This is a genomic window from Flavisolibacter nicotianae, assembly GCF_003628535.1.
GTDB lineage: Bacteria > Bacteroidota > Bacteroidia > Chitinophagales > Chitinophagaceae > Flavisolibacter > Flavisolibacter nicotianae.
The window spans coordinates 414,629-427,561 of sequence record NZ_RBCI01000003.1; the positions used below are offsets into that span (position 1 = coordinate 414,629).

Sequence of the window (12,933 nt, forward strand, 5' to 3'; positions counted from 1 at the left end):
CTGTTAAGGCAGTACGTAAATAGGTAGAAAGGCAATTCTAATAGTCTAGATCAAGACGTAAACGGTCTTTGAGTTCTTTCACCATCGGGTATTGCTCCACCAGTTTCAGAAACTGGTCTTTGGCCGTCATCGGGGCTTCCGTCACAACGTGTTCTTTCGGTGCTTCGATCAAAACAATGTTAAATTGAAGCAGGCGGTTGCACAATTCTTTTTGCAAAAACTCACCGGCTTCCTTCCGCTCCAGTTCAATGAATTTTTCATTGATCTTGTTGTGCACGATCACTTCAAAACGGGCTTCTTCCGTGATCACCAACTCGGCCATCTCGTAGCTCTGCCAGGCGGGTCGTTTTTGCGATTTCAGGGTTTCGATGAAGGTTTTCCACGCCGCCTTCAGCGCCGTCATTTCGAGCGGCTTGTCGGCGGCTACCCGCTGGCCGCTTTCGTTGGCGATTTTTTTTCGCAAGGCATCCAGCGAGGAGATCTTGCTGCTGCCGTTGGGTTTTTTCTCGGCCGGTTTGTAGGCTTCTTTTTTTTCTTCCACCAAAACCGGTTGCGCCGGCTTTGGCAAAGGCGTTTCGATGATCAGTTTGGCTTCCTGTACCGGCGGTGGTGCCGGGGCGGGCAACGGCTGGGAAGGGGCTGTGCGAAGCGGTTCGGCAAACGGCTGAATGGCCCGGAATGCAACGGCCTTTGTTCCGTCAACTAGTTTTTTTTTATCAATCCCACTGGCTGCAGCCGTGAGTTCCAGCGCCTGCGACAGGTAACAGAGCTTGATAAGAGCCAGCTCCACGTGGAGGCGCTTGTTACGGGCCGAACGGAAATTGATCTCCGATTCGTTCAGCAGGTTCAGGGCACTGATGATATACGAAGGCGAAACTTTCCTGGCGGCTTCGGCGTATTTCACACGAAAGCTTTCCACAACCTCCAGCAAACCGGCCACTTTCTCGTCTTTGCAAATTAGCAGGTTGCGCATGAATTCGGCAAAGCCGTTCAGGACCATGTCGCCCTCAAAACCTTTTTTGTTGATGTCGTCAAACAGGAGCATGGCGCCGGCCAAATCCTGGTTCAGCATGCAGTCGAACAGCTTGAAGTAGTAGTCGGCATCTAGGATGTTCAGGTGCTCGATGGTGTTTTCGTAGGTCACTTCACCGCTGGTAAACGAAACGATTTTATCCAGGATACTCAGTGCATCCCGCATGCAACCTTCGCTTTTTTGCGCGATCAGTTGAAGGGCCGCTTCCTCCGCCCTGATGTCTTCTTTTTGGGCAATACCTGCCAGGTGGTTGACCGTGTCCTGTAACGTGATTCGCTTAAAATCGAAGATCTGGCAACGGCTCAGGATCGTGGGCAGGATCTTATGCTTTTCCGTAGTGGCCAAAATAAAAATGGCATAGGAGGGCGGCTCTTCCAGCGTTTTCAGGAAGGCATTAAAAGCCGATGCCGACAACATGTGTACCTCGTCGATGATGTACACCTTGTATTTGCCGGCCTGTGGAGCAAAGCGTACCTGCTCCACCAGCGCACGGATGTCATCGACCGAGTTGTTGCTGGCCGCATCGAGTTCGTGGATGTTCATTGACGTTCCATTGTTGAACGAAACGCAGGAATGGCACTGGTTACAGGCTTCACCGTCCGGCTGCAGGTTTTCGCAGTTGATGGTTTTGGCCAGGATGCGTGCACAGGTTGTTTTGCCCACACCCCGCGGACCGCAAAACAAAAAAGCATGCGCCAGGTGGTTGCTGCGGATGGCGTTTTTAAGCGTGGTGGTGATGTGCTCCTGTCCCACGACGGTGTCAAATGTCTGGGGTCTGTATTTCCGGGCTGAGACAATGAATTTTTCCATGATTGGTGGTGCGCTGTGCGGCTTGCAAGGTAGCGGAATTCAGGCGATGCGCCAAGCCTGTGAACAAGTGCCGCGTTGTAATTTGTGGCCTGCGGGCCAGTTCTGTTTTTAGAAAATTTTATCCCAGGATCGGGTGCCGTTTAAACTCTTTCGTCCTGTCGAACAGGAACCGGTAGGTCGTTAGCTTCCGGCTTTGAAACACGTCGCCCAAACCTTGCGCTACGTTGAGCATTTTGGGGTTGAAATCGCCGATCCACTGCATTTCGTATTCTTCATAGGGATTTTTCAGCACCGTTTTGTAAGCCTCACCCACGATAAAAGAGTCGAGGCCCTTTCCCTGCCATTCCGGTACGATCCCAAAAACCAAACCGGTGAACTTGGTGCACTTTACCGTACTTTTTACCCAAAGGAATTTCAACTTGTGCAAAAGGTCAAATTTGCCGTGCAGGTGTTTGAACCACTGGTTCAGATCGGGAAGGTTGACGAAAATGGCAATGGGCTCTTCATCTTTATACGTAAACCAGATAATGCTTTCGTCCATCACCGGCTTCATTTTTTTGAACATGACCAACACCTGTTCTTTTTTCATTTCCTTTAAACCGCCGTGGCCGGCCCATGCCGCGTTGTAAACCGTGGCAAAATCGGCGGCGTATTTTTCCAGCTCATTTTTCTTGAGGTTGCGAACTGAAAAATGCGGATCTTTTTCGTACACGGCATGGCGTTCCAGCACCTTGTTACTCAGCTTTTGCTTGGGCTTTTTTCCAAAACAGATCTGGTGAAAAAACGGCAAAAAGCCGTAGTTCTCGAAAAGTGCCTGGTAATAAGGCGGGTTGAAATTCATGCCATAGAGCGGTGGTTGAAAACCTTCCACCACCAGTCCCCACCAGCGGTCGCGTTCCCCGAAATTGATCGGGCCGTCCATGGCTTCCACGCCTTGTTGCTGTAGCCATTCTTTTGCAGTGTCGAACAGAAAATCAGCCGCCTGCTGATCATTGATGCAGTCAAAAAAACCCACGCCGCCTACGGGCACATCGTCACCTTTGTTGCGGTATTTTTTATTGGTGAAGGCGGCGATCCGGCCAATCGCTTCGCCGGCATCGTTTTTCAAGATCCACCGCTTTAATTTGCCAAACCGGAATGCTTTGTTCTTTGTTTCATCAAAGACCTCGTTGATGTCCTTGTCCAGCGGACGTATATAATTGGCGTCGCCTTTATTGAGCCGAACGTTCACCGCGATAAAGGCGGCGGCATCTTTTTTATCCCTGACTTCTACTGCTTGCATGGCTTGTAATCTGCGGGCAAATGTAGGACACGAGGCGACATGTTCCTCCATTTGTTGCTCCCGCAGAATGCCACGATCGGTACAGGGAAAAGCTTACTGGAACATGCGTTTGGCAAGGTCCGCATCGTGCTTGTAAATGTCATCCCGGAAGTTGACCAGCCCGTTTTCATCAACCCATGCCGTGTAATAAGTAATCATAACGGGCACCGGTTTTTTCAGCTTTACATATTGCTCGTGGTCCTGGTTCATGGCCTCGAAAATTTTATCCGGTGTCCACTCGGGATTGTTGCGCAAGAGGTACTCGGCCATTTTCTCTGGTTCGGCCAGCCGGATACAGCCATGACTGTAAGCCCGCTTGTCCTGGTTGAAAAGGCTCTTGGCCGGCGTATCATGGAAATAAATATTAAAGCTGTTCGGGAACAGGAACTTCACCCGCCCCAGCGAATTTTTATCGCCTGGCAACTGCCTGATTTTGGGCAGGCCGCCTTCGGTGCCCACCTGCTCCATGTTTTGCGCAGCCAGGTAGCCGGGATCGGATTGCAGCTTCGGAAGGATTTCTTTTTTCACAATGCTGGGCGGCACGTTCCAATAGGGGCTGAACACGATGGTGCTCAGGTCTCCGCTAAAGCTTACGGTGTTGTGCCCTTCTTTTCCCACCACCACGTTCATGTCGAACGCCTTTTGCTTGCCTTCGTAGACATGCAGGATGAATTCGGGGATGTTCACAACAATCAACTGCCCGGATGGTTCTGTCGGCATCCACCGCATCCGGTCCATGTTCAGTAAGATCTGGGACAGGCGCTGTTTTGCCGGCACATTCATGTCCTTAATCAGTTGCGCATTTACGGTTCCGGTTGGCGTATAACCGAGGCTTTGCTGGAAGCGGCGCACAGCCGTTGCCAGCGTATCGTTGAAAAGCTGGGTGGTATCCTGGCCCGGCATATCGCCACTGAGTTGCAGCCTCTTTTTGATCAGGGCCACTGCCGGTGATCGCATGCCGGTTTTGAGGGTTTTGGCCGCAGGAATCTGTGGCCATCCGCCGTTTTTGGTGATCTTGTAATATACCGCCAGTTGCTCCTTCAGCTTGCGATAAGGTTCGTGCACATCTTCGAAGTATTTGTTGTCCTTGTGCTTTTTGTTCAGGAGAGAATCAGCCATTTCCAGCGCATCGCGTCTTTTGTACGGAATGAACCGTTCCATTTCCTTGCGCTTGACATACCCCTTTTCGTAGTTGTTCAGGATATATTTAATAAAATGGTGGGTGAGGGTCAGTTCCGTTTGCGCATAATCGCCGCTTGCACTGGGCGAGAGACTTTCTTCGGCCGCAAGGGCATCCATCTTCCTTTGCAGCGCTTTGTCACGCAGCGACGTGTCGTTGTCGTAGGTCGTTACGTAGTCGTGGAGGTTCCAGAACGCTCTTGCCTGTTCGGTAAGTCCGGCCGAGGTAAACCAGGTGAACTGGTAATTCCGCGTGTTGTAGAAACTCCGCATCCGGCGGGCAAGAGAGTCGGGGAGTTTTTTGCCTGCGATGAATTTTTCCATCGCCAGGCTGTCGAGGAAAAGGTCGGAGTATGAATTGGCTTTGGTGATGCCATAATCCCGTTTACTCATGTTCCGCTTTTCCTCCGTTTCGTCGTCGTTTTCTTTGCCACCGTGGCCGGACGTAGTGTTGGCGTTTTGACAGGCTGCGAATAAGCTGCTGACAAGGGCAGCATAGATCAAGATATTCTTCATACAAGGTGAATTTTACAAAAGCTGTGCCTTGCTGAGGTTGTGTGGCAGCGCTGCCGGATTCTAACAGTTTCTTTTTTTTCTGGGCGCTGTGAGCTTGAAATCTGGGCAGATGAAGGTGTTCGAAAATCGGGGCAATTGCGCCGGAATACCGGGTGGTGCCCTGTTCACAAGTGTGAAAACAGCAATCGGAAAGTATTTTTTATTTCTTGTATTTTTAAAGAAACATATGTTTATGGGTAAACTTCTGCTCTTTTTTCTGCCTGTACTTTTCGTTCATTCATTAGAATCCGGGCTGAAGGGGCCGGTGCACAGGCCGGCTTCAACCATCGTGACCAGGGCATTCGATCCGAAAGACTGGCTGATCGATGAAGGGACTGCCAGGAAAATGATGGATCACTACCGCAACTGCAGTGGAGGGAAGTGCCGGGAATTTAAAAAGCGGGTCATGAACGATGATGCCAGGGCCTACATTGAACAAACCTACACGATTGTCAGTTCGGAGGTTCGTATGGCCCGGTACGACGATGACGATGTGGAGCGGTACCGCAGGGCCCGCAATTTCGACGCATCCGATCCGCGGGGGGACGTCAGCGGCTTTTCCACCACAATCACCCTGTACCGGGTGATGCCCAAAAGCGGTTCACTGGATGCACCCGTGCGGACGATCTACGCCGATAATTACACGATCTGCCCGCCGCCCGACAACCCGCCGTGCACTCCCTGAGCAGCCGGATTGGTGCTTTCTGCGGCGCCCGATTTCCACCGAAGATGGATCGGCATTTGATCTTTGCAAAATGTTTCGCTAAAGCGGGGCTTTTGCCATTTTTGATTGGGTAAATTAGCCTTACACCCTTACTTTTGCAGCCTGAAAATGGAGAATGGCCTTTTTCAGGCTGTTTTCTTTAAAAAACTTCTTCTTAAACGCTATTTATGGCAAAAGTTGGAAAGGTAAAACAAATCATCGGCGCCGTTGTGGATGTTCAGTTCGACGGTGGCCTTCCTGAAATTTTTAATGCATTAGAAATAAAAAGACAAAATGGCGATACGCTGGTGCTCGAGGTGCAAACACACCTGGGTGAAGACAGCGTTCGTACCATTGCCATGGACGGTACAGAAGGCCTGCTTCGCGGCATGGACGTCGTGGATACCGGTGGTCCCATCAAAATGCCGGCAAGCGAAGAAATCAAAGGCCGCCTGTTCAACGTAACAGGAGACCCGATCGATGGATTGCCTCCCGTTTCGAAAGTAAACGGCCGCGCCATTCACGCCAAACCGCCGGCATTTGAAAACCTTTCCACAGCAACAGAAGTTCTTTTTACCGGTATTAAAGTTATTGACCTGATCGAGCCGTATGCAAAAGGTGGTAAGATTGGTCTGTTTGGTGGTGCGGGTGTTGGTAAAACCGTATTGATCCAGGAATTGATCAACAACATTGCAAAGGCATACTCCGGTTTGTCCGTATTTGCCGGTGTGGGTGAACGTACACGTGAAGGAAATGACCTGATGCGTGAAATGATCGAGGCCGGTATCATGAAATACGGCGATGCATTCAAGCATAGCATGGAAGAAGGCGGCTGGGACCTGAGCAAGGTAAACATGACCGAGCTGGCCGACTCCAAAGCCACCTTCGTGTTTGGCCAGATGAACGAACCCCCGGGTGCTCGTGCCCGTGTGGCCCTTTCCGGTCTGACAATCGCTGAATACTACCGCGACGGTGATGGCACCGGCAAAGGCCGCGACATCCTGTTCTTCGTGGACAATATCTTCCGTTTCACACAAGCCGGTTCCGAGGTATCTGCCCTGCTGGGTCGTATGCCTTCGGCGGTTGGTTACCAGCCGACGCTGGCTACTGAAATGGGCCTGATGCAGGAGCGGATCACATCGACAAAAAATGGTTCCATCACGTCCGTACAGGCGGTGTATGTACCGGCGGATGACCTGACTGACCCGGCCCCGGCAACAACCTTTGCCCACCTGGATGCCACAACCGTATTGTCGCGTAAGATTGCCGATTTGGGTATTTACCCTGCGGTGGATCCGCTGGACTCTACATCTCGTATCCTTTCTCCGTTGATCGTGGGTGAACAGCATTACAATACTGCCAACAGGGTGAAGTTGATCCTGCAGCGTTACAAGGAACTGCAAGACATCATCGCCATCCTGGGTATGGATGAACTGAGCGACGAGGACAAACAAACGGTAGCCCGTGCCCGTAAAGTGCAGCGCTTCCTGTCGCAGCCTTTCCATGTGGCCGAAGCCTTTACCGGTTTGAAAGGCGTGCTGGTTCCGATCGAAGAAACCATCCGTGGCTTCAACATGATCATGGACGGTGAAGTGGATGAATATCCCGAAGCGGCCTTCAACCTGGTTGGTACCATCGATGATGCGATTGAAAAAGGCAAGCGGCTGTTGGCGCAGGCACAAGGCTAATCAGCAAATGTGCAAATATGAAAATGTGAAAATGCTTTGCTGATTTGGCACGTTTCATTTTCACATTTTCCAATTTTCAAATTTTCACATTCGTCTTATGACATTAGAAATATTAACCCCGGAGCGGAAATTATTCAGCGGTGAAGTGTACGGTGTGCAAATGCCCGGCATCAGCGGTTCGTTTGAAGTGTTGGACAAGCACGCCCCCCTGGTAAGTGCCTTAAAAGCCGGGAAAGTAAAAGTGCTGCGTGATAAACAGTCGCATACTACCAGCTACCAAATTCAGGGCGGCTTTGTGGAAGTGCTGAACAACAAAGTCACGGTTTTGGTGGAAGGTGCTGCAGAAGTAGACTAATCGCTTTTCTTATAATTTTCAGAAAGCTGTCCAACCGGGCAGCTTTTTTTGTTTTGTTTATGTCATTTTAGTGAACCCTGCATCTTACCAAAAAACAACCTTATGAGAAAAGTTGCCTTGCTAGTCGCCTTGTCTCCCTGTCTTCTTTTTGCACAGCCCAAAAAACTACCCGTGGAAAGCAGCATCGCCGGTGTGACCGTGTTTGCCTCCGGCGCACAGATCCTTCGAACGGCGAGCGCCGCTGTCTTGCCGGGAAGAACAGAAATTGTCTTTTCCGGATTGAGCAACCAACTGGAGCAACAAAGTCTCCAGTTGAAAGCCGATGCGAATGTTACCCTTCTCTCGGTTCAGGCTACACGGGATTTCGGCAGCCAGCGAAAACTGGAAGCCGATGAACGAAGCATGGTAGATAAACGGGCCGACCTGCAGGATAGGATTGCCAGCGACAACCGCCTGTTGCAGGTTTATAAAAAGGAAGAGGACATGCTGGTAAAGAACGAAGCCATCGGTGGCCAGGCCGGCGTAAAAACAGAGGAACTGAAGCAGGCGCTCGACCTGCATCGCTCCCGGATGACAGAGGTTTTGCAAAAGCAACTGGAGCTCGAAAAACGGATTGCCGCACAACAAAAAGAGCTAAACCGGCTGGAGGCGCAACTGGCAGAAGCGGGCAAGAAGCGTGACAGTGTCGCGTATACGGTGACAGCGCTGATTGACAGCCGGGAAACACAAAACATCCGGTTCCAGTTGTTGTATACCGTAAAAGATGCCGGGTGGTATCCGGTTTACGATATGCGTGTGACCGACGTGACAAAACCGCTGACAATGCTGATGAATGCAAACGTCTTTCAGCGTAGCGGCGAAACCTGGAAAGACGTGGCCATTACACTCAGCACAGGCAATCCCGGCGACAATGCCACGCCGTCAATCCTGCAGCCCTGGATGCTGGGGTTTTACGATCCGTCCGTCGCCTGGCTACGTTCGGCAGCTAAAATGCCCGGTGTTGTCAGCGGACGAATTGTTGAGGAAAACGGAAGCCCGGTTGTTGGCGCTACGGTAACGGTGAAAGGAACAAACATCGCCACGCTGACCGACGCCAATGGATTTTATAAACTGCAAAACATTCCGGCCAATGGTGTTGTCGTGGTTTCTGCTGTGGGCTTTGAATCCAAAGAGATGAAGGCATCGCCGGGGTATGCAGCGGTGACATTGAAACAACGCACGTCCAATTTGCAGGAGGTGGTTGTTACCGGTTATGGCCTGGCAGGCAAGGCAGCCAGTGTGCAGGTAAGGGGGAGCCGTTCCGTCGACCAGGAAGACGTGCAGACCGTGTCGCTGACAACGCAATACCAGCCGACTGCAATTCTTTACAAAATTGACGAAAAATACACCCTGGAAACAGATGGCAGAACAACCACCATCGGTATCCGGCGAAGTGAGATCCCGGCATTGTACGAATATTACACTGCCCCGAAGGTGGACCCTTCGGCATTTTTAACCGCCAAAGTTCTCAATTGGCAGGACTATGACCTGCAGTCGGGAGAGGTAAACCTGTATTTCGAAGGGACCTATCTTGGAAAAACCTACCTCGACCTCTCCACCACCGGCGATACTTTAGCGCTTTCGCTGGGCAAGGACAATGGCATTCGGGTGACGCGAAAACTGCCGAAAGAAATGAGTGCAAAAAAATTCCTGGGAGGTAGTCAAAGCGAACGGCGGGAATATGAAATTTCGTTGATGAATGCGAAGAAAATACCGGTAACGGTCATCGTGCACGACCAGTTTCCTATATCGGTAAACAAGGAGATCGATGTGGATGATATTGCTGCTCCGGACGGAAAAACAGATAAGGCGACAGGGTTGGTGAGCTGGACCATTTCCCTTCAGCCCGGGCAGGAAAAGAAGGTCAAACTGGGCTATACTGTTAAATATCCGAAGGACCGGAGAGTGGTCCTTGAGTAAATCGTAAATAGCGGGCGGCTGATTCGGCTGCCCGCTATTAATTGAGTTGTGGATCGATCGGGAAATTGATCATCATCTCGTATTCGCCGCCAAGGTGTTTTAGCGAATCTTTCCAGATCTCTTCTGCATTGGGATGAAAGACCAACTTGCGCACCGCTTCCACTGTCAGCCATGTTTTTTCCGTCATCTCCGATTCGAGCTGGCCGGTGCTCCAGCCGGAATAGCCAATAAAAAAGCGGATCTTATCAGGATCGATATTACCTGCATTGATTAGTTTCACCACGGCATCAAAATCACCGCCCCAGTACACACCTTTCATCACCTCAACGCCACCGGGAACATCATCGGGATACCGGTGCAAAAAATGAATGGTGTTCATTTGTACGGGACCGCCATAATAAACGGGAATCTTGTGTCCTTCCACTTCGGGCAAGAGTTCGTCAAGGGTGTTTTCAAACTGGCGGTTGAGGACAAATCCAATCGTTCCGTCTTCGCGGTGCTCCGTTAGAAAAACGACAGTCCGCATGAAATTCGGGTCTTTTAAAAACGGGTCTGCAATCAACAACACGCCGGCTGCGGGTTCTACCATAAGAAGGCATTTGTGTTAAATATCCGGTATAACAAACTTGTGCCACAAATTACAGCAAGGTTGCCCGCTATTTTTGCCCGGAACAATTTTTTTCTCAACTTTCCGCCAGTGAAACGAATTTTCCCCATAATCATTGTTTTGATTACCATCTCACTGATCGGTATCATCTTTATTCAAATCTCGTGGCTCAATAACATGCTTTTGGCCAAAGAAGAGCAGGTAAGAGACCGGTTCCGCGACGTGACGCAAGCCATTGCTTCAGAGCTCTCGCAAGTGAAAGGCTACAATATCACTACCAAACCCTTTCCGGGCTTCGACGAGTTTTCCATCGAACAAAAGCCCTATACCCTCGGCAGTCGCCTGACCGCAGACGACATCAAGGGGAAGATAGATGCTGTGCTGCAGCAGCAGAACCTTGAGGAAACACCTTACCAGTTTGGGCTTGCCCTGATTGGCGATGGCGTGCACAGCCAGATCGAACGCAAGTCGCCGGAATTTGAAAAATGGTATTACGATACCACCAGCTATTTCTCTGTGCTGCACTACATCACTGCCTCCAGCGGCTCGGCCGGCGAAAACCTCAGCCCGGATGAAGTATTCATCATGGTGATCCCGATCAAAAGACTGGTGTACAAAGACCTTCGTCCCCGCATGATCGCCGCGATGCTGTTCACACTTGTCATCTTCAGTGCTTTTGGGTTAACGATACACACCATGCTTCGACAGAAAAAGTTGAGTGAAATAAAAAACGATTTCATCAACAACATGACCCATGAATTTAAAACGCCCATAGCAACCATCTCGCTAGCTGTGGATGCGCTGAAAAATCCAAAGGTGATCTGCAACCCGGAAAAGCTGGGCTATTTCAGCAGCATCATCAAAGAGGAAAACCAGCGCATGAACCGGCAGGTAGAGACCATCCTGAAGTCGGCGCTGATGGACCGGCAGGAAATCCAGTTGAATAAAAAGCCGCTGCATATCCACAAGATCATCGAAGATGTAGCCGACAATTTTGTGCTGCGCTTGCAGGAGAAAGGCGGCGACATGGAAATGCACCTCGATGCACAAACAGATTTAATCGACGGCGACGAGGTGCACATCAACAACATTGTTAACAACCTCCTCGACAATGCTGTAAAATATTCGAAGGAAGGTGTGCCTCCGCACATTTCGTTGTCCACGTCGTCCACATCGAAGAAATTCATTTTGCGCATCGAAGACAACGGGATCGGGATGAGCCGCGAAACCGTCAAGCGCATTTTCGAGAAGTTCTATCGAGCCCATACCGGCAACCTGCACAATGTAAAAGGTTTTGGCCTTGGACTGAGTTATGTAAAAACGGTGGTGAATTCGCATGATGGCGTCATTAAGCCGGAAAGCACATTGGGCAAGGGAAGTGTTTTCACCATCGAGCTTCCCCTGCATGAAGGATAGAAGATGATGGATGGCAGATGGTGGATGGTGGTGCCGCAGGCGCTCACTGTCACCTGTCATCTTTTGGTCCGTCAACCGCTATTCCCGCCAGAGGAGACTGCTGTCGCCGTAGCTGAGAAAACGGAAGTCGTGTTCCATTGCATACTGGTAAACCTTACGCCAGTTTTCCCCGATAAACGCTGCAACTAGCAGCAACAGGGTCGAGCCCGGCTGGTGAAAATTAGTGATAATCGCCGATGGGATTTGAAACCGGTAGCCCGGTACAATCAGCAGGGCTGTACGGCAATGCAGTTCTTCGATAGACTTTTCCTCCATCCATTGCAGAATGGCGCCAATGCTTTCCTGGTAAGGTATGGAAGGATCCAGGTCGTAAACCTCCCACTGCTCCAGCGACCATTCTTCATCAAAGTCTCCCTTCAGGAGTTTGACTCCCATCCAGTGCAGGCTTTCAATGGTACGCAGCGACGTGGTGCCGACGGCTATCACTGTTGTTGCCTCTAAAATTGCCCGGAGGCTGTCGCGTTTTACCGTAAAGGTTTCGCTGTGCATGTGATGGTCGGCAATCGATTCTGTCTTTACCGGTTTGAACGTACCCGCGCCAACATTCAACGTCACTTCGTTGACATGAATGTTTTTTCTTCGCAGGCTTTCAAACGTTTCTTCGGTAAAATGCAGTGCTGCTGTTGGTACGGCTACCGAGCCTTCTTCCCTGGCAAAGACAGTCTGATACCTTTCCTTGTCGATCGGTTCTGCGCTGCGTTTGATATAGGGGGGGAGGGGAATGTCGCCAGCGGCATGAAGGACCTGCACAAAATGCAGGTCTGCCGGTGCCCAGGAAAACCGGATGATAAACGCATCTTCAATCTTGCCATTATAGTGTGCTTCCAATGTGACCGGTTTCCCCCCGATCTCCATTTCTTTTCGCAATACCTGGCCGGGCTTCCATTTGGAGGCTCCGCCGATCATGCACTGCCATTCTGCCGACCCTTGTTGCTGAAGCGAAATCTCCATGCTCTGGCCGTGTGGTTCGAGGCAAAAAATCTCGATCACCCCGCCGGTTGGCTTGGTGAAAAAAATCCGTGCTTCAATGACCCTTGTATTATTTAAGATGAGCGTGGCGCCTTCGGGCAGCCGTTCCGGCAGGTTGGAAAACCGGTCTTCTTCGATCTTCCCACTTTTATACACCAAGAGCTTCGAGTTGTCTCTTTTTTGGAGCGGACGATGGGCAATGCGCTCATTCGGTAGCGTATACGTGTAATTCTGGATGAGGATTTCTTCTTTTTTCATGAGTCTGCGGCCAACTGCGG

Annotated in this window: 10 protein-coding genes; 5 read left to right on the plus strand and 5 right to left on the minus strand. The window is 50.6% G+C overall.

Annotation, left to right across the window (positions count from 1 at the left end):
* Positions 1-37: 37 nt before the first annotated feature.
* The 3 genes from D6024_RS10210 to D6024_RS10220 all read right to left on the minus strand — a co-directional run bounded on the left by D6024_RS10210 (position 38) and on the right by D6024_RS10220 (position 4,859).
* Positions 38-1,843: a DNA polymerase III subunit gamma/tau gene (locus tag D6024_RS10210; protein WP_121354494.1), complete on the minus strand. Its 1,806-nt coding sequence runs from the start codon at positions 1,841-1,843 to the stop codon at positions 38-40.
* A gap of 118 nt (positions 1,844-1,961) precedes the next feature.
* Positions 1,962-3,125, minus strand: coding sequence for a hypothetical protein (locus D6024_RS10215; protein WP_121354495.1), 1,164 nt, complete (start codon positions 3,123-3,125; stop codon positions 1,962-1,964).
* 93 nt (positions 3,126-3,218) lie between these two features.
* Positions 3,219-4,859, minus strand: a complete 1,641-nt coding sequence (locus D6024_RS10220) for a L,D-transpeptidase family protein (RefSeq protein ID WP_121354496.1) — start codon at positions 4,857-4,859, stop codon at positions 3,219-3,221.
* 232 nt (positions 4,860-5,091) lie between these two features.
* Here D6024_RS10220 and D6024_RS10225 point away from each other — a divergent pair, with 232 nt between their 5' ends.
* From D6024_RS10225 to D6024_RS10240, 4 genes are all read left to right on the plus strand, one after another.
* Positions 5,092-5,583, plus strand: coding sequence for a hypothetical protein (locus D6024_RS10225; protein WP_162944680.1), 492 nt, complete (start codon positions 5,092-5,094; stop codon positions 5,581-5,583).
* A gap of 206 nt (positions 5,584-5,789) precedes the next feature.
* Positions 5,790-7,289: a F0F1 ATP synthase subunit beta gene (gene atpD / locus D6024_RS10230; protein WP_121354498.1), complete on the plus strand. Its 1,500-nt coding sequence runs from the start codon at positions 5,790-5,792 to the stop codon at positions 7,287-7,289.
* Between the two features lie 97 nt (positions 7,290-7,386).
* Positions 7,387-7,644 (plus strand): ATP synthase F1 subunit epsilon, encoded by a 258-nt coding sequence (gene atpC / locus D6024_RS10235; protein ID WP_121354499.1) that lies wholly within the window; start codon positions 7,387-7,389, stop codon positions 7,642-7,644.
* 102 nt (positions 7,645-7,746) lie between these two features.
* A complete protein-coding gene (locus D6024_RS10240; protein ID WP_121354500.1) occupies positions 7,747-9,603 on the plus strand; it encodes a DUF4139 domain-containing protein in 1,857 nt (618 codons plus the stop codon).
* A gap of 37 nt (positions 9,604-9,640) precedes the next feature.
* On the opposite strand, the gene D6024_RS10245 is transcribed toward D6024_RS10240, so the two are convergent.
* The gene (locus D6024_RS10245) at positions 9,641-10,192 is read right to left on the minus strand and encodes a YqgE/AlgH family protein (RefSeq protein WP_121354501.1); all 552 of its coding nucleotides are present in this window, start codon (positions 10,190-10,192) and stop codon (positions 9,641-9,643) included.
* Between the two features lie 108 nt (positions 10,193-10,300).
* Between D6024_RS10245 and D6024_RS10250 the strand changes: the two genes are divergently transcribed.
* On the plus strand, positions 10,301-11,626 hold the full coding sequence (locus D6024_RS10250) for a sensor histidine kinase (RefSeq protein ID WP_240410002.1): 1,326 nt from the start codon (positions 10,301-10,303) through the stop codon (positions 11,624-11,626).
* A 78-nt stretch (positions 11,627-11,704) separates the two neighbouring features.
* Here D6024_RS10250 and D6024_RS10255 read toward each other — a convergent pair whose 3' ends face one another.
* Positions 11,705-12,913 (minus strand): S-adenosylmethionine:tRNA ribosyltransferase-isomerase, encoded by a 1,209-nt coding sequence (locus D6024_RS10255; protein ID WP_121354502.1) that lies wholly within the window; start codon positions 12,911-12,913, stop codon positions 11,705-11,707.
* Positions 12,914-12,933: the final 20 nt, after the last annotated feature.